Annotated in this window: 16 protein-coding genes; 12 read left to right on the top strand and 4 right to left on the bottom strand. The window is 38.0% G+C overall.

Annotation, left to right across the window (positions count from 1 at the left end):
- Positions 1-24: 24 nt before the first annotated feature.
- From RBU59_RS06490 to RBU59_RS06440, 11 genes are all read left to right on the top strand, one after another.
- Positions 25-843: a MurR/RpiR family transcriptional regulator gene (locus tag RBU59_RS06490; protein WP_308147068.1), complete on the top strand. Its 819-nt coding sequence runs from the start codon at positions 25-27 to the stop codon at positions 841-843.
- A gap of 476 nt (positions 844-1319) precedes the next feature.
- Positions 1320-3701, top strand: coding sequence for a hypothetical protein (locus tag RBU59_RS06485; protein WP_308147067.1), 2382 nt, complete (start codon positions 1320-1322; stop codon positions 3699-3701).
- 377 nt (positions 3702-4078) lie between these two features.
- Complete coding sequence (locus RBU59_RS06480; RefSeq protein ID WP_308147066.1) at positions 4079-5710, top strand: ABC transporter substrate-binding protein; 1632 nt, start codon at positions 4079-4081, stop codon at positions 5708-5710.
- A gap of 76 nt (positions 5711-5786) precedes the next feature.
- On the top strand, positions 5787-6773 hold the full coding sequence (locus RBU59_RS06475; RefSeq protein ID WP_330698491.1) for an ABC transporter permease: 987 nt from the start codon (positions 5787-5789) through the stop codon (positions 6771-6773).
- Positions 6770-7612: an ABC transporter permease gene (locus RBU59_RS06470; protein ID WP_308147065.1), complete on the top strand. Its 843-nt coding sequence runs from the start codon at positions 6770-6772 to the stop codon at positions 7610-7612. The genes RBU59_RS06475 and RBU59_RS06470 overlap by 4 nt, the downstream gene beginning before the upstream one ends.
- A 14-nt stretch (positions 7613-7626) precedes the next feature.
- Positions 7627-8547 (top strand): ABC transporter ATP-binding protein, encoded by a 921-nt coding sequence (locus RBU59_RS06465; RefSeq protein WP_308147064.1) that lies wholly within the window; start codon positions 7627-7629, stop codon positions 8545-8547.
- On the top strand, positions 8537-9145 hold the full coding sequence (locus tag RBU59_RS06460; RefSeq protein WP_308147063.1) for an ABC transporter ATP-binding protein: 609 nt from the start codon (positions 8537-8539) through the stop codon (positions 9143-9145). Before RBU59_RS06465 ends, RBU59_RS06460 begins: the two co-directional genes overlap by 11 nt.
- A 227-nt stretch (positions 9146-9372) precedes the next feature.
- Positions 9373-9846: a TspO/MBR family protein gene (locus RBU59_RS06455; protein WP_308147062.1), complete on the top strand. Its 474-nt coding sequence runs from the start codon at positions 9373-9375 to the stop codon at positions 9844-9846.
- Positions 9847-10020: 174 nt separating this feature from the next.
- The gene (locus tag RBU59_RS06450; RefSeq protein ID WP_308147061.1) at positions 10021-11304 is read left to right on the top strand and encodes a LysM peptidoglycan-binding domain-containing protein; all 1284 of its coding nucleotides are present in this window, start codon (positions 10021-10023) and stop codon (positions 11302-11304) included.
- Positions 11305-11611: 307 nt separating this feature from the next.
- On the top strand, positions 11612-12637 hold the full coding sequence (locus RBU59_RS06445; RefSeq protein WP_308147060.1) for a glycosyltransferase family 2 protein: 1026 nt from the start codon (positions 11612-11614) through the stop codon (positions 12635-12637).
- Between the two features lie 11 nt (positions 12638-12648).
- The gene (locus RBU59_RS06440; protein ID WP_308147059.1) at positions 12649-13725 is read left to right on the top strand and encodes a lysylphosphatidylglycerol synthase transmembrane domain-containing protein; all 1077 of its coding nucleotides are present in this window, start codon (positions 12649-12651) and stop codon (positions 13723-13725) included.
- 40 nt (positions 13726-13765) lie between these two features.
- Here the strand turns inward: RBU59_RS06440 and RBU59_RS06435 are convergent, their stop codons facing one another.
- The 4 genes from RBU59_RS06435 to RBU59_RS06420 all read right to left on the bottom strand — a co-directional run bounded on the left by RBU59_RS06435 (position 13766) and on the right by RBU59_RS06420 (position 17173).
- Positions 13766-15154, bottom strand: a complete 1389-nt coding sequence (locus RBU59_RS06435; protein WP_308147058.1) for an MATE family efflux transporter — start codon at positions 15152-15154, stop codon at positions 13766-13768.
- 3 nt (positions 15155-15157) lie between these two features.
- Positions 15158-15760 (bottom strand): class I SAM-dependent methyltransferase, encoded by a 603-nt coding sequence (locus tag RBU59_RS06430; RefSeq protein WP_308147057.1) that lies wholly within the window; start codon positions 15758-15760, stop codon positions 15158-15160.
- A gap of 93 nt (positions 15761-15853) precedes the next feature.
- Positions 15854-16234 carry an RrF2 family transcriptional regulator gene (locus RBU59_RS06425; protein ID WP_308147056.1) on the bottom strand — a complete coding sequence of 127 codons (381 nt, stop codon included), beginning with the start codon at positions 16232-16234 and terminating at the stop codon, positions 15854-15856.
- 222 nt (positions 16235-16456) lie between these two features.
- Complete coding sequence (locus tag RBU59_RS06420; RefSeq protein WP_308147055.1) at positions 16457-17173, bottom strand: GntR family transcriptional regulator; 717 nt, start codon at positions 17171-17173, stop codon at positions 16457-16459.
- Positions 17174-17379: 206 nt separating this feature from the next.
- Between RBU59_RS06420 and RBU59_RS06415 the strand changes: the two genes are divergently transcribed.
- On the top strand, positions 17380-18393 hold the full coding sequence (locus RBU59_RS06415) for an SIS domain-containing protein (protein WP_308147054.1): 1014 nt from the start codon (positions 17380-17382) through the stop codon (positions 18391-18393).
- Positions 18394-18906: the final 513 nt, after the last annotated feature.

Raw genomic sequence — 18906 nt, 5'->3', positions numbered from 1 at the left:
GATTGGTAGTAGGGAGGAAAATTTTTGAGTGAAAATATATTTGATAAAATTAGTCTTATGGAATCATATGCAACGAAGCAGGAGCGGGTTATTATTGACTTTATCCGTAATAATCCTATTAAAGAAATAATTATGCTTTCGATAACGGAGTTTTCTGAAAGAGTGAATGTTGGGGATGCTACAATGTTACGCTTTTGTAGAAAACTTGGATTAAAAGGATATTCAGAGTTCCGTTTTCTGTTATCTCAAAACGTAAATAATTCAGAAAATGATAGTAGTAATGAAGCCGACAGGATTCTTGAAAATATGATTCTGGCGCTAAAATCAACACATGATTTACTGGATAACGAACAAATTAAGAAAGCAGCAAAACTGGTTTTGCAGGCTAACACTATTTACGCCTTTGGCAGCGGGAACTCCGGGCTTGCTGCTCAGGAATTTCGTAACAAAGTTTTACGTTATGGTTTAAATGTAATCAACTTTTCTGATAGCCATTTTCAGCTAATCAGTACTTCCATAATGAAAGAAAATGATGTTCTGGTACTATTTTCTGTAAGCGGACAAACTAAGGATATGATAAGTATTTCCAAAATGGCAGCAAGGCAAGGAGTAAACTTAATTGTTGTGACGAACTATTTGAAATCTCCGTTAGCTAAGTTTGCCACGGCTTTGCTGTATGTTGTGGGTAAAAGTGAACCTTTAAACAGCGGTTCTCTTGTTTCTAAAATATCGCAATTGTATATAATAGATGTATTAAGTAAAGAAATTTTACAGCAGATGGGAAACAGTGCGGAGGATAATTTACAGCGAACAGCTTTAGCAGTGATGGACAAAGAAATATAAAAAAACTCAAAATAATTATATCGATAACACACCTTAAATTAACAGTATTTTAAGGTGTGTTATCTTTTTTCATTTACATGATAAGTTTCCCGAATTTCCTGGTTAATAAAAGCCCTGCAGGGACCCAGACAATTGCTGGAGAGAATTAATTGCCAGGGACCCGGCCCGGGCACGAGGGCGTCAGTTCGCTGATAGTTTTCTCTTAATTAAGGAAAAGTGTAGAAATATTATTGACTTAAATATTCAAATTATATATAATGAAAATGAAAATACAAATCATATTAATCGGATAATAAATTGGATTTAAATGAAAAGGTTTTTTTGCAATTCTTTGAAGTTAATAACAATACAGATTATGGACGATATATTTTGACGTTTTGTGAAACAACTCCTGATAAGATGGTTTTCATATGGAACAAAAGCATTATTATAGAGGAAACCGCATTTTCAGAAGTTTAAAATAGGAGGAGGATTTTATGAAAAAAAAGTTTACGATTTATTTGCTTCACCTTTCCCATACGGATGTGGGATACACCGACACGCAAGAAAAAATGAAAGCACATCATATTGCATTTATTCGTGAAGTCTTGCAGTTGATAAAGAAGAATCAACAATTTGTATGGAACTGCGAAAGTTACTGGTGTGTACAGCAATTTTTAAGGGTGGCTTCTAAGCAGGAAAAAGCAGAATTTATTGCTGCTGTAAATAGTGGTAATATTGGTCTTTCAGCCAATTACTTAAATCTTACAGATCTTGTACCGGCTTATGTGCAGAATGAAATCATGCAGGAATGTTCTGCCGAAAGAGCAGAGATGGGACTCACAGCAAAAAGTGCGATAACTGCTGACATCAATGGTTACAGCTGGGGATACGCAGATATATTAGCACAAAATGGGGTCGAAAATCTCATGTCGTGTATACACACGCATCACGGATATCATCCGCTATTCAAAAAACAGGCACCTTTTTACTGGGAGTCTCCCCAAGGTAAGAGAATCCTTTGCTGGAACGGGGACCATTATAATCTTGGCAATGAACTTGGGATTGCACAAGCGGCATGGTTTGAATATACGCTTCAGGATGGAATGACTAGTATGCAGGGAAGTGATTTTGAGAAAGCAGTAAAACGTATTAATGCGTATGTATCCTCTTTATTAGGTCAGAAATATCCATATACCTTTGCGCCTGTGTCGCTCAGCGGGAATATGACGGATAACTCACCGCCTTCACTAAAAATATTGGAGTTCGTTCAATTGTTTAATTCACAAAGTGACGATATACAATTAAAGATGTGTACATTAGATGAATTCTTTACACGGCTTATGAATGAATCGGAAGAAATTCCTGTCTATTCCGGTGACTGGACAGACTGGTGGGCAGACGGTATCGGTTCCACACCAGCAGATGTGATTCAATACCGTAATGCTGCACGCAGCTTCCATGTAATGCAGAAAATGAAGTGCAAAGAAAAGGAGCAGCTTCAACCATATTATTATGAGACCTTACATAATCTGATGTTTTACGGAGAACACACCTGGGGTTATTCTTCATCAATTACGGAGCCGTTTCATCCGCAGGTGAATAATTTGGATCAATGGAAACGTTTATATGCACTAAAAGCCAGTGAGGCTGTAGTGATAATGCGGGAAAATGTGCAGCAGTCATTGGGAGAAACGGCAATATCGCTGCATAAAACTCTTAAACTACGTGCCGTAAATCCGCATACAGTACATTTTGTAGGAATGTTTACCTGTGATCTGGAGCATTTTTATGGTTACAGTCATTTTGAAGTAATTGACGATGAGTCAGGAGATAGTGTACCTTTCCAGATAAGCAGCTATTCCAGGGGCCCTAAGATTTGTATCTGGCTTTCTCTTGCACCAGGGCAGACGAAAACATTTGCACTAAAAGAATTACCGGAGAGACCTCTTGTATCTGCAGGAAGGAGGGCACCGACCGGGATAGAGGGCATTAACGATCTGTACTGGCGGCTTTGTGAAGATTTAGAAAACGGCGGTTGTATCAGTATTGACGGAATTGAAAACAAGTTTTTTAAAATCGATTTTGAAATTGGGAAAGGAATCAGCTCCATTTATAGTAAACAGGAAGAAAAAGAATTGATTAATATACAGTATCCGTATGCAGCGTTTACACCGGTTTATGAAGTGACGGATAGAGACATTACAGAGGATTATTTGCAAGTGCGGCGCAACATGGGAAGAAATAGAAAAGCAGCTCGCACACATCGCAGCGAAGGTAAACTGTATGATGTGAAAGTACTTGAGAATGGCATGCTTTATTCACGTTCAGAACTTAAATATCACATGGACGGAGTACAGGAGTGCAGTCTGATCGTAACGGCATATAAACTCACACCTAAGATCGATTTTGACTTTCGGGTACATAAAAACAGCATTTGGGAGCCTGAGAACCTATATCTTGCGCTGCCTTTTACGGCACAGGAAATATTCATCGATAAAGCCGGTGCCATTCTACGTCCGCGTATTGACCAGCTTCCGGGCACATGTGTGGATTTTTATGCGGTGCAGAACGGTGTTGCCTTTTGTCAGGAAGACAGCAGTGTATTAATTACCACCCCTGATTCCCCTTTGGTTAGTTATGGAACGCTAAAAGCGCACCCCATTAAGCTGATGGGGGAGGGTTCGACAAACTGCGATGAGGTATACTCCTGGGTAATGAACAATTTTTGGGAAACCAATTTTAAAGCAAGTCTAGGCGGTTTTTATCAGTTTAGCTACAGTCTGAATTTGATGCAAGGCAGCAGTATAGCAGAGATCTTTAAGACCGGTGAAGCTTTAAACGAGAATGTATTACAATTTTATATGTTTAATGAATGATATGGAAGATAGGTAAGCCTTGGATTTGGCTTTGACATTCCAAAGTCACCTCTACATTTTGCACAAGCCGGGTTCCGACGCTGGCTTGTGCAATCTTTTTTGAAAATAAGTAAAGTATTTTTTTCTATTTATTTACTTGAGCTGTAATAATTATTTATTTAGTTAATCTTAAATAATTGTCTGTGTTATATAAGTATCCCACTAATAAAATGATAATCTCGTAATCTCCTTTAGGTTTACGAAACAGAATATAGTAATTTGCATAATTTCATCCCCCTATAGGGCTTGTATTGAATAATTATGTCATGTAACATGAAACCTGTTTGAATATATATCAATTGGTTTTAAGCTGTAAAACATAACATGGAGGTTGAATAATGCAAAAAAAATTAATACTGCTATTTATTTTAGCAACTTTAACTTTGTCCACATTGACAGGTTGTACCGGGAATACAAATAAGAAGGAAGAAACAGTTACATCATCTACAGAGATTTCTCCTAAAAAATTACAGAATAATCTTACAATTTCTATCGGCAGCGGTTTTGTGGACGGTAATTTTGATCCTTGCACCGGATATGGTACCTACGGTTATGGTTTATTTCATACTGCTCTTTTGAAAATCACTACCGATGTAAAGACAGAATGTGACCTGGCCACGGATTATCAGGTCAGTGAGGATGGTCTGGTCTATACTTTCACGATCCGTGATGACGTTAAATTCTCAGATGGACAGTCGTTGAAACCAGAAGATGTGGTGTTCACATTTAACACCGCTAAGAACAGTGGTTCCAGCGTGGATTTAACCATGCTTAAGAAAGCTGAGATTATTGATGGCAATAAAGTGCAGTTTACCCTGAACAAAGAATACTCTCCGTTTACACGTACGGTGGCTTTGCTGGGAATTGTGCCGGAACATGCATATAACAATACCTATGCAGCTAACCCAATCGGAACCGGACCTTTTAAGGTAAAACAACTGGATGTGGGACAGCAGCTCATTGTGGAACCTAATGATTACTACTATGGAATAAAGCCACAGTTTAAACAAATCACATTTCTAAGTATAGATGAGGAAACTGCACTTGCTGCTGCAAAGTCCGGTCAGTTGGACCTTGTTATGGTTAACCCTGAATATGCAAGGGAAACCGTTGAGGGTATGCATATTGAAACCATCAAAACTTCGGATAACCGAGGATTTAACCTGCCGTGTATTCCCGAGACAGTAAATGCAGCCGGTGAAACGGTTGGTAATAACGTTACTTCAGATCCGGCTGTCAGAAAAGCATTGAATATCGGTATCAGCCGCCAGGAGATTATTAATAATGCTCTCAATGGAATCGGTACTGCCAGTTGGGTACGTTTTGAGGGATTACCTTGGGCTAATGAGGAGCCAAAGCTTACGGACGGACAGGTCGAAGAAGCCAAAAAACTGCTGGAAGAGGCTGGATGGGTGGACACAGACGGTGATGGTATCCGTGAAAAAAACGGACTTAAGTGTGAATTCCGTATTACCGGCCGCACAGACGATCTGCAGCGTTATAATTTAGCAGTTGCTCTCAGTGAAAATGCGAAACTCCTTGGTATTAACATAATAGCCGAAGCTCTTGATTGGACGACCTGCAAGCAGATTATCAGAAATGTGCCGACCTGTATTGGTACGGGTGATTACAGCTTCATTGATGTTTACAATGCGTTTCATTCTTCTTTTGCGGGAGCCGATGTGATAAATTTAAGCAATTCTGCGATGTATGTCAATCCCACAGTTGATGAATATCTGGATGCCATGATTGCGGCTACTTCAGAAGATGAGGCAATTGAGTTATGCAAAAAGGCGCAGTATGACGGAAGTACCGGTGCTAATGTCGACTTCCCTTATATCTGGTTAGTCAATATTGATCATACATACTTTGTCCGTGACGGTTTGAAGCTAGGTGTACAAAGGATACATCCTCATGGCCACGGGGCACCTGTTATCCAGAATTTAAATGAATGGACATTTATAAATTAGAAGAAAAAAGTAAGAAAGAAAGGCGCTTGCGTCAAAAAGAGCCAAGCGCCTGAGGATATGATTGGAGATAAACTTAATGAATCAACTTTTGAAACATATAGTCAACAATTTGTTTCGGATGATACTCTTATTGGTTGGAGTTAGCATTGTTACTTTTTTATTAGTTATTTCTTCCCCTGTTGATCCGGTTGATGCTTATGTAGGAGCCGAATCCAATGTATCTCAGGAACAAAGAGAGAATGTTGCAAAATATTGGGGCCTTAATAAGCGACCGGCCGAACGTTACTTAATATGGGTTTCCAAATTGATGCATGGTGATATGGGAACTTCCATTACCTATCAAAAGCCGGTAAGACAGATTTTGGAGAGCCGTTTTCTTGCTTCACTCGCTTTAATGGCGGTTGCCTGGCTGTTATCCGGTATACTTGGATTCTTTCTGGGTGTTATGTCAGGAGCATTTCAGGGGAGTTTTTTTGACAAATTTGTGAAAACCTTTTGCTTTGTATTATCCTCTACGCCCACTTTCTGGATTGGGTTACTGTTTCTGATGTTGTTTTCCATAAATCTGGGATGGTTTCCCATCGGATTATCGGTACCAATCGGAAAACTTTCAGGTGAGGTAACCCTCCTGGAACGGATTCACCATCTTGTATTGCCAGCCCTTACTTTGAGTATTACCGGAATATCTGGAATAGCCTTGCATACCAGACAAAAAATCATTGATGTATTAAAAACGGACTATATTTTATTTGCGAAAGCCCGGGGAGAAAGTAAATGGACTTTAATTAAAAGACATGGGTTAAGAAATATCGCTATTCCTGCTATAACCCTGCAGTTCGCTTCTTTTAGTGAACTGTTTGGCGGAAGTGTTCTGGCGGAGAATGTCTTCTCTTATCCCGGCTTGGGCAGCGCCGCAAGTGCCGCCGGTTTAAAGGGGGATGTTCCTTTAATGCTTGGTATAGCGTTATGTTCTGTTCTATTTGTATTTGCAGGCAATTTAACTGCAAACCTCCTTTACGGAATTCTAAACCCACATATTCGGGAAGGAGGAAAGCTCATATGAAACAGCAAAATATTAAGTATAAAATAAACCGAAGAACCAGAACTGTTGTCTTAGCATGTGTTATTATATTACTGCTTGTAATCCTCTCCATAACCGGAATTGTTATGAGTCCAAAGCTCTATGCACCGGATTACTCGGCGAAAAAACTGGTGCCTTCAATCGCACATCCTTTTGGAACGGATTACCTGGGTCGGGACATGTTTTATCGTTCGGTTAAGGGATTGTCCACCAGTATTCTAATCGGTACGCTGGCAGCAACGGTCAGTGCTTTTATGGCGCTTGCACTTGGCCTGCTTGCGGCAACCGCAGGGGGCTGGGTAGATAAGGCAGTTTCCTATTTTGTGGATCTGTTCATGGGAGTTCCTCATATGGTTCTGCTTATGTTGATTTCCTTTATGCTGGGGGGAGGACTAAAAGGTGTTATCATAGGTGTTGCCTTTACACACTGGCCGAATCTAACCCGTGTAATCCGGGGAGAGGTCATGCAAATCAGAAATGCACAATATGTTAAAACATCACGAAAATTCGGCACCAGTAAGATGCAGGTCGCATTGTCTCATATTGTTCCCCATGTTCTTCCGCAATTCATTATAGGATTAATTTTACTGTTTCCTCATGCAATCCTGCATGAAGCAGGATTGACCTTCTTAGGTTTCGGGCTGCCTATAGATGCGCCTGCGATTGGTATTATCTTATCGGAAGCGTTGAAACATATAGCAACCGGTATGTGGTGGCTGGTCTTATTCCCGGGAGTAATGCTGATTATCGTTGTAATGTTGTTTGACAAACTGGGTGAGCAGATTAAACTGCTTATGGATCCTGTCAGCGCGCAGGAATAGAGGAGGAAAATAAGATGAGCACTGCCAATATGCTTGATGTTCGGAATCTGTCGGTTTCTTTTCAAATGTACGGGCAGGGATTAGAACAAAAGGAAATAAAGGTAATAAGTGATTTAAGTGTAACTGTTAGGAAAGGAGAAATTCTCGCTGTTGCCGGTTCATCCGGATCGGGAAAAAGCCTGCTGGCTCATGCTATATTGGGGATTTTGCCGAACAATGCAAGAGTGAATGGAGAAATATTGTATTGTGATAAAATACTCACAGTCGAACAGCAGCAAAAGCTTCGGGGAAAAGAAATGACACTTGTGCCGCAGTCCGTTGAATATCTGGATCCGTTGATGCACGTAGGGAAGCAAGTGATGGGCGTGGGCGGCAGTAAGGAGCAACAGGAAGCGGTATTTAAGAAATATGGATTAGTAGATGCAGTGAAAAAGATGTACCCTTTTCAGCTTTCCGGAGGAATGGCAAGACGTGTTCTGGTGTCAACGGCCGTAATCAGCGATGCAAGACTGATTATTGCGGACGAACCGACACCGGGTTTAAGTAAAGAGATAGCGCAGACAGCTATGGGACATTTCCGCTCACTTGCTGATGAGGGACGAGGGGTTATGCTGATAACCCATGATCTTGACCTTGCATTGACTTATGCAGACCGGATTGCTGTTTTTTATGCAGGCACCACGGTTGAGATAGCAGATGCAGAAGACTTCAGATCAGGAGCGGATGCTTTGCGGCACCCATATACTAAAGCATTATGGCGGGCTATGCCGCAAAATGGTTTTCAACCTATTGAGGGGACGCAGCCTTATGCGGGAAATCTTCCGAAAGGATGCCTGTTTGCCCCAAGATGTCACCATAGGACGAAAGAATGTGAACAAAGACCTGCCATACGACCATTGCGAGGAGGAGAGGTGTGTTGTATTCATGCTACTTGAAGCAAAAGATATTAGTTTTCGATATACAAAAAATAATATAATATTAAACCATATAAATTTTGGAGTTGATGCCGGGGAACGGGTAGCCCTGATTGGTCCCTCCGGTTGTGGGAAAAGCACTTTATCCCAGATTTTATCAGGTTATTTGAAGCCTTCTTCCGGCAGTGTACTTTTTAACGGAAAGCCTCTTCCTAAAGAGGGTTATTGTCCTGTGCAGTTGATTTACCAGCATCCTGAAAAAGCCATTAATCCAAGGTGGAAACTTAAGAAAACCTTAACAGAGGCATGGAGGCCTGACGAGGCTTTCTTAACAGAATTAGGTATTGAAAAACAATGGCTGACCCGTTATCCCAACGAGTTATCAGGAGGAGAATTGCAGCGCTTTTGTGTGGCAAGAGCATTAGGTCCTCAAACGCAATTTATTATTGCGGACGAAATGAGTACTATGTTGGATGTGATAACCCAGGCGCAGATATGGCAGCTGATGCTGAACACAATTAAGAAGAGAGGCCTGGGACTTCTGGTCGTGACACACAGCCTGGAACTGGCAGAGTGTATATGTTCCAGAGTGGTAAAATTTGAAGAGATTGCAAAATGATTGTTTCTTAAACGTTAGAATAAACAAATCCAAACACGAATATAATTAGGTAATTGCGAAGATCACATACTGTATCTATATGTCATGCAATTAATACAATTTCAGAGCTGAATCTTGCCCGGAAGGCAACTGAAGCTCTGAAATTCGTATGAATTGTATGGCATATTCAAAAAACTATTTAGTTTCGCAATTGCCTACGAATATAATAATATGGAGGTGTATATTTTATGATGAAAAAAATTAATTGGTTCCAACTCCTTGTATTCGTACTTATTACCGAGCTGGCAGGTGTTCTTAGCAGCTCAGCTTCCGGAAATGCCGGGCAGATTTACACAACGTTAACAAAACCGCCTTTGTCGCCTCCGGGTTGGCTGTTTGGTGTCATATGGCCTGTACTTTATCTGCTAATGGGAATCGCAGCATATATTATTTATCAATCGAGACAAATACCGGACCGTGAAAAGGCAATTAATTTATATTGGATACAGTTGTTTGTAAATTTCCTCTGGCCAATCGTATTTTTCCGTTTTGAGTGGTATTGGTTATCTGTTTTTGTTATTCTTTTGTTAATTGTTTTGGTCTTAATAACTACAATATGGTTTTACAGGATTAATAAAGCAGCAGGGCTCCTGATGGTTCCTTATTTGCTTTGGATAATTTTTGCGGCCTATTTAAATATTGGGGTCGCAATATTAAACTAATGTATAAAGGAATCCTTTAATAAACGGGTGTATTCTTAAGATATACCTGTTTTTTTTTGTGCTGTTTGATTATTTCGTTAATAAATGGCGGAAATGAGATGATTAAACCGAAATGAAACATTTACATTTATTGTCATACTATAAATAATATTAAATATGGATTCGAGGTTATTCATGTACATTCATGTAGTACAACAAGGCGATACGATCTACAGCATCGCAGATACCTATGGTATATCTCCTGAAAGAGTAACAATGGAAAACGATATAAGTAATCCTGATAATCTGACAGAAGGAGAAGCACTATTAATCCTTAAACCCAGTCAAATATACGTAGTACAAGAAGCAGACACTTTGGAGAGTATTGCCTTAGAGCAAGGGATGGATGTAATGGAACTACTAAGAAATAATCCGAATATTTCAAATAGGAAGCTATATAGCGGAGAGGAACTGGTGATACATTATGAGGATAATAAAACTACATCAAGTAAGACCAATGGATTTGCCTTTCCGTTTATTGACCGGGAGACTCTTAAGAAAACCTTGCCGTATCTGACTTACCTTACGATTTATTCTTATCGGCTCCTGTCAAATGGTGATCTGATTGAGATAGATGATTTGGAAATAGTGCAGATAGCAAAAGAATACGGGGTAGCGCCTATTATGTTTGTAAATGCGCCACATGAGGGAGAGGATGTTGATACAGAGATAGCCCACAACTTAATAAGCAATGCGATGATAAGGAATAATTTTCTTGATAATATCTTAAGAAATCTTCGCAGCAAGGGTTATTATGGTATTAATATTGACACGCCCTATATACATCCACTGGACCGGGAAGCTTATACGGAGTTTATAGCAGACGTAACAAAGCAATTAAACACAGAAGGGTTTTATGTTACAATTACCATAGCCCCAAGCACCTTTGAGGTATCAACAGGTATTATATATGCCGGTGTTGATTATGCCGGTTTGAGCCAGGCTGCAAACAGCGTATTATATCAGTTGACATATGCCTTTCGATACCCACGTAATCTTCCGATAAGCGTGCTGCCCTTCGAGACAGTGATACAAACTCTGGATAATGCGGTCGAACTTATTTCACCAGAAAAATGTATCTTAGGTATATCAATTGTAGGTTACCTTTGGGAATTTCCTTATTTTGCAGCGGTCACTTATGCAAACTTTTTAAATTATAATTCTGCCATGGATCTGGCAATAGACGTCGGTGCACCGATACAGTTTAATGAACGTTCCCGCTCGTCTTATTTTCAGTATGTGTATGGTGATCGGGAGTATATTGCCTGGTTTAAAGATATCAGAGTAGGTTACCCTTATTTGGAATACGTGAAAAGTAACGGTCTGCAGGGGGCTTCCGTGTGGAATATAATGTATTTTACAACTAATATCTGGTTATTAGTAAATACACAGTTTGTAATTGAGAAACTAGGGACATGACATGCTATAGGTAATTGTCACTAAAGTGACCGGACTTAAGCGAAAGAGTCCGCTATATACCGACCGCCAAAAGTTAGAACTAAAAATCTAACGATTGGAGGCCGGCCGCGAAAGTGTCAGCAGACTGATACTTTGTTCTATAAATCTTCTGTTTTTCTTTAGAATTTCTTTCATTTATTCTAAAAAAGTTTCTTAATCTTTTCGGTTATGATAAAGATATAGTTTTTAAGCTGTTGAATAGTTCGGAAATGCAACAACACGAATCAACAAAACTATAAATTTTATTATGTGAAAAGGATATTAAATTATGAAGTATATTACGTTTGTAGTACCAAGTTATAATTCTGAAAAATATTTAGAGAGATGTATTGATTCTCTTCTACCTGGTGGGGAAGATGTAGAGATTATTATCGTAAATGATGGATCTACAGACAGTACCGGTATCATTGCAGATCGGTATGCAGAGCAATTTCCTAATATTGTAAAAGTAGTGCATAAAGAAAATGGGGGTCATGGTTCGGGTGTCAATGTCGGTATAGAAAGGGCAAGAGGTATCTATTTTAAAGTAGTGGATTCTGATGACTGGGTGGACAAAAACAGTTATTTGCTTCTGTTAAACAAGATAAAAGAAATATTGGAGAGCAATGAACGGACCATAGATTTATTTATTTCTAATTATGTATATAATCGCTTGGAGGAAGGCACGTTTAATCAAATACATTATAGAAATGTATTTGAGGAGAACAAGATTTGTTCCTGGGATGATATAAAATATTTTACTGTGTCACAATATTTTCTGATGCATTCATTAACCTTTAGGACAGACATTCTCAGACAGTCCGGTTTAAGCCTGCCAGAGCATACTTTTTATGTGGATAATATATTTGCATACCAGCCTCTGCCCTATGTAAAAAAGCTGATATACCTGGATATCGATTTTTATCAATATTACATCGGAAGAGAAGATCAGTCAGTAAATGAAAAAAGCATGATACGGAGAATCGATCAGCAGTTTACTGTGACAAGAGCAGTTTTAAACAGCTGTAACATAAAAGAAATAAAACAAAGATCTCCGAAGCTTGCAAAGTATATGATTCGCCAAATCTCTCTGCTGACATTAATAACCTCCGTTTTGTGCTCTCTGTCAAATGAACAGGAGTACAAATGCGAAATGAAAAAATTATGGTATGAGCTTAAAAATATGGATACTTTTCTTTATAAGCAAGTTAAGTATTATTCATTTAATGTCATTTCTTCATTACCGGAGCCTATAAGCGATAAAGTGTTAATCTCCGGTTACCGATTTGCCAAGAAAAAATATATGTTTGCCTAGAGGAGGAATCAATGAGATTACTTTCTTTTCTTAAAAAACATAAGCAATATGCAAATGTAATTTTGTTTTTAGCAGTGGCTTTCCTTACCGCTTACACAATATATAAAGGGATTAACACGACGGATTTAATAAAAAGCATGAAACAAATATCCTTATTTTGGCTTATCCTATGTATTGCGGCCGTTTTGACATTTGTATTGATGGAAGGTATTATTTTATGGCTGCTGCTAAAGCAAAAAGGTAAAAAACTGTCTATCTTTCGATGCATTAAATATACTTTAATCGGCTATTTTTATTCAGGGCTGACACCCTCTGCCTCAGGAGGGCAGCCGTTCCAGCTCTATCACATGGCGAAGGACGGAAACGGCACAGCTAAAAGCACAGCAGCACTTTTATCCATGGCACTTTTTTACAAACTGATCATGGTTCTTATGGGAACAGGTCTTTGCCTTTATTGGTCTAAAGGCATTAAAGAGTATTTCGGTATTTATATATGGGTATATTATCTGGGTTTATCATTAAATGTAATAGTGCTTTTGGCGATTCTTACATTTATGTCAATACCCGAAAAGGCAAAAGGGATAGTCCATAAAGTGATCCATTTATTAACAAAATTAAAAATATTAAAAGAAAATCATAACCGTAATGAAAAAATCGATTCGTTTATTACAGGTTATAAAGATTCGATAGGATTTTTATTTAGTAATAAGGGTAAAATGGGAGTATTAACTTTACTGACTATTATCCAGAGAGTTTCTCTTCTGCTCATACCTGTTTTTATTTATATGGGGCTTTATTTAAAAACTGGTAATCCCTTAACAATATTTTTAATCCAGGCCGCAATTTATGTAGCTGTAGATATGTTACCATTACCGGGAGCACAAGGTATTACAGAGATTATATATATCAATGCCTTAGGCAGCATATTTACAGAAAAATATTTAACTGCTTCCATGATTATAACAAGAAGTGTCAGTTTCTATTTAATTTTTATTATAGGAATGGCAGTTGTATTATTGAATGGGTGTGACTGCATTCAGCGAACAAAGCGGTCAAGTCACAGACTCGTTAAGGAATTAGAGAGCTGATTCGGACTTGACCGTATTATTCCAGAAGCTTAAGTCTTGATTATTCCGCTATAATGGACAAGGTATCTGTTTCTTCTGTGCGATACTCGTTTTCGAGTTTGTTTAAGTGGCTGAACGCTGATTTTAAAGCGACTATGGCAACGAGGCTGGAGAAAAGGTCAGATAGAGTACCGGCTCCCCATACACCATTTAATCCTAAGAAATTAGGTAAGATAAGCAGTAGTGGTATCAGTAAAAGTACTTGTCTTAAAAGTCCTAAAAAGGCTGCTTTTTTCGCTTCACCGATAGATTGAAAGTAGCTGGCCCCTACAATCTGGGCACTTATAAAAGGAAGCATTAATAAAAATAACCGCATTCCGGAACTTGCTTTTGAAATAAGCTCCGGTTCATTGGTAAAGATACTAGAGAGCATTACCGGAAAAACTTGAACAAGTATAAATGTTATTGTACAAATCGATGTGACGGCAGCCAGTTCAAGCTTTAAGACGTGTTTAACCCTGTCAAAGCGTTTAGCACCAAAGTTAAAACCTATGATTGGTGAAGCACCTTGTGTAACTCCCATAGCCGACATAAGGAATAGAACCATCACCGAGTTGATTATTGTCATCGCCCCAATAGCAATGTCACCGCCGTATGTTTTAAGTGCGTTGTTGGATAGGATACTGACCACAACGGAAGATAGTTGCATGGCGAATGAAGCAAATCCAATACTTAAGATCGACTTTATAGTTACTGAATGGAGTTTTAATTTACTCATTTCAATTTTTATTTGACTCTTATCACTGAAAAAGTGTTGTATTATCATGATAGAGGTTACAAACTGAGCAATAATTGTTGCCCAAGCTGCACCGGATATGCCCAGGTTAAGACTGAAAATAAAAATTGGATCTAAAATGATATTAATAAGGGTTCCGACAATTACAATCATCATTGATTTGACAGGATGACCCGCAGCTCTTACCACATTCACTAATCCACTTCCAATACCTTGGAAGACAGCACCATAGAGAATAACAGTCATATAATCCTCTGCATAAGGCATAGTTGCTTCGCTGGCACCGAATGCTTTAAGGACAGGAATTTTAAATATAAGACCTAATAGTGTCATTAAGAGCATTAAACCAAAAAGTAATGTTATGGCATTGCCAAGTAATCTTTTTGCTTCCTTCTTGTTGTTTTCTCCCAGCTTAATTGAAATGAGTGCTGAGGCTCCTATTCCGATCAATGAACTTACGGCGGATAGCAACATCATAAACGGTAAGCTTAATCCGATCCCAGTCATGGCAAGACCGCCAATTCTGCCGACAAATATACGATCCACCAAATTATACAACGAGTTTATAATCATACCACCAATGGCAGGAAGCGAAAATTGGAATAAAAGCTTACTTACGGGTCTGGTAATGAGCATGTCTCTATTTGAATCCATAGTTTACCTCTCTTTCTTAACTGCTAAAACAGTATAGATAGCATCACTAATGTTAGTTTTCTTCACAATTTCAAAGCCGGTTAAAGACAATGCTTTTTGTAGCTCCTCTGAACTAATACGAATGGACATTGGCGGACCTTCGATTATCAGGTCATCCTTTTCATATTCAAGACATAGCAAGTGTCCTCCCGTCTTTAGTACCTCAAATATATTTGATAGTACTTCTGTCAGTGAACTTACTTCGTGTAGTATTAAGGATGCCATAACAAAATCAACACTGCTATTAGGTATACTTAAGTTTTCAATATATTCCTGAATCGGTTCAATATTAGTAAGTCCTTTTTCCTTAGCTTTCGCCTCTATAACATTTAGCATACGTCTGTCAGGGTCCATAGCGTACACTTTATTAGAGGTACATGCGGCCATAGGAATTGTAAAAAAGCCTGAGCCTGCACCGACATCAAGTAAAGTATGATTTACTTGAATCGGCATCTGGCTTATAAGTATTTCAGGTGGTATGAGCTGTTCTCTTTGCCTGCTATCTAAGAAAGCAATTTTGTTTAAAAAATTAATATCCGGTTCATTGGAATGATGTTTGTAATTCATAATAGACCTCCTATAATATATAATACAGACTGTAAATATCTATAATTGGATTAAAAAATGAACAGTTACAGCTGCCTGTGTTTTAGCTCATTTTTATATAATATCGCAAATACGTTTTTCTTTTAGATGGTTCACCATTTTCTCTTCCGCGTCTCTCATAACCTTTTCTATGTGACAATCACGATTCTCATCCATTTCACAAGTGAAAAGCGCTCCGCTGCCTTCAATGGCCTGAATGACATCATAAAAGCTTATTTCGTTCTTTGGTTTTCTGAGACTATAACCTCCATTTACACCAGGCGTAGACTGAATCAGATCAGCTTTGACTAATTGTGTCAGTATCTTGGAAAGATAGGTAGGTGATATATTCATGTGACCAGCTAATGGCTGAAGACTTAAATTGTCTTTACCTTCTTGCTTTACAAAATAGGCCATTATATGTAAAGCATAATTAGTTGCTTTTGTGTATTTCATAGCAGCTCCTCCACAAAGATAATACAGACTGTATTTGTCTATGATTATAAATGATAGGTTTTACATTGTCAATAATGATTTTGATAAAACTAGGTCTTTCTTGGCAATCGAACCTAATTCTAGCCCCTCAGTATGTCTGTGTAAACATATTGAGGGGGATTTTTGAAGTAAAAAATTGTATGGATTGAGATGACAGATTAGATAAGTAAGGAATCTATACACTTATACAATTAATTTAAATTTGTCCCCAATACAGAGCTGCTGACAAAGATTTGTAATTGTATTGTCAGGGTCATGAATCACACTGTCAATGCGAAGAAGCGGATAACCTTTGGAAATTCCCAATATTTTGGCTTCTTTTATTGAGGCAAAAGTAATATCGATTGTTTTTGAAGAATGTTCTAAAGTTATGTTATGCTTTTCCTTTAAAATTTCATATAAGGAAGAATCGTTAAGATTCTCTCCGAATAAGAAAGAGAAAGATTCCGGAAATTTATTGGATTCCAGAAGTACCGGCTTTAAGTCAGCGTAACGAATTCGTTCAACTACAACAATTTTCTCATCGGGTTTAAGATTCATGAGCTCACTTTCCTTATCGGTAGGCTCTTCCAGTGCTATTTTTATAGTTCTTGCACCTGGGGTAAAGCCCATGTGTCTACACAACTCTGTGAAACCGATAACACCGGTAGAAATACCTCTTTGAAATTTCTTTTCAGCTACAAAAGTACCTTTCCCGGATTTGCGTTCCAGATAGCCAAGATCAGCAAGTCCAGCAAGTGCTTTTCGTACAGTTACTCTGCTTACATTGTATTGTTGGCTTAATTCACTTTCAGTTGGAATTCGGCTTCCTGCGGGTCGTTCTCCGCTTTCGATTTCTTTACGCAACATCTCTTCTAGCTGCTGATAGAGCGGTGTTGCTATTGTATTATCTAATTCCATATATAAACCTTTCTGTGTCTGATAGAATAAAATTGATTAAATGTATTAACAAATATATTGTAATACATTTCACTACGAATGTATATAAAAATAATTTTTTATTCATAAAACAAATAAAGAATTGACAAAAGTATTATATTGTATTATATTAATGCTATAATATTTGAAATACAAAACAAACATAAAACATTAAAAGGAGAGAATCAATGACATACAAAAGTGCAGAGATTAAATCAATTATTACGGAAATCTTAGAAGAAAAGAAAGATAAGGGTGGGATTAAATCACTTTACTTCGTAGGATGCGGAGGATCTTTAGGAGCCCTTTATCCAGCAAAAACTTTTATGGAGAAAGAAAGCGCAACTATTAAATCTGCGTGGATTAATAGTAATGAATTTGTTCACAGCACTCCAAAAGATTTTGGTGTGAATTCAATTATTGTTCTTGCCTGCCACAAAGGTAATACGCCCGAAACAATTGAAGCTGCAAAGTTAGGGAAAATGATGGGAGCATCTGTAATTATTTTAACCTGGCTTGAAGAGTCTGAAATTATTGAATTTGGTGATTATATTGTATTATATTCATTTGATGCCAGCCCGGATCATCTTAAAGGTGATATTGATTATTCCGGTGAAAAAACAATGTGTGCACTTTACGTTGCAGTGGAACTTCTTGCACAGTCAGAAGAGGGTTATGAGAATTACGACAAATTTTATGAGGGTGCAGGAATGATTACCAATATCATTCGTAAAGCACGTGTCCATGTGTCAGAACGTGCGGTCTCATTTGCAAAAGAGTATAAAGATGACACTGTTATCTATACCATGGGAAGTGGTGCAAGTTACGGTGCAGCTTATATGGAAAGTATCTGTATCTTTATGGAAATGCAATGGCTTGATTCCAGCAGTATCCATACAGGAGAATATTTCCATGGACCTTTTGAAATCACAGATGCAAATAGACCATTTATGATACAGATTTCTGAAGGGTCTACGCGTACTTTAGATCAAAGAGCACTTACTTTTCTTAAAAAATATGCTAAGCGTATTGAAGTCCTGGATGCAAAGGAACTTGGGCTGTCTACAATTGATGTATCTGTTGTAGACTACTTTAATCATTCTTTGTTTAATAATATATATCCAATATATAATCATGAGCTGGCAACAAACCGTCAACATCCCCTATCAACACGTCGTTATATGTGGAAAGTTGAATACTAAAATTAATTCCCTTTGCTGGAAAGTGTTTGTATTGTCTCAGTGCGGAGAGAATTTTCCCACTGAGACTTTTTTGTGCAATAGGAAATTGCGTCCTATTGCACAAAAAGCCCGACCGGCAGGATGCACATGACGCGCTTAAGGAAGATGTCACTGTCGTGACAGCGCGTCAGACTCTTTTTCATTTTTAAGGAGTCCTGGTAGAGGCGCTTGATTGGTATCTGAAAAGAATTTAGCAGATATATCAAAAATATTAAAAGTATTATAATGTATTATTTTTGTGAAAAACAGCTAAAAACAAATTTTATTCTTTGTTCAATACAGAGAAAACAAATTTTCATGATTGACAAAGGTAAAAGAAAAACATATATTGTATTATATACAAAGCAATACAAAATAATACAATATAGTATCTCGAGTAAACGGAGAATAAAGATTGCGGAGTATTAATGGCTAAGGATGTGCGCACCATCTTTAAAAACGAACAAATCAAAAATTACTCAATTAGAGGAGGGT

The organism is Anaerocolumna sp. MB42-C2, from assembly GCF_030913705.1.
Lineage (GTDB): Bacteria > Bacillota > Clostridia > Lachnospirales > Lachnospiraceae > Anaerocolumna.
The sequence above is the reverse complement of the archived record's forward strand: the minus strand, read 5'-3'. Positions and strand labels throughout refer to the sequence as shown.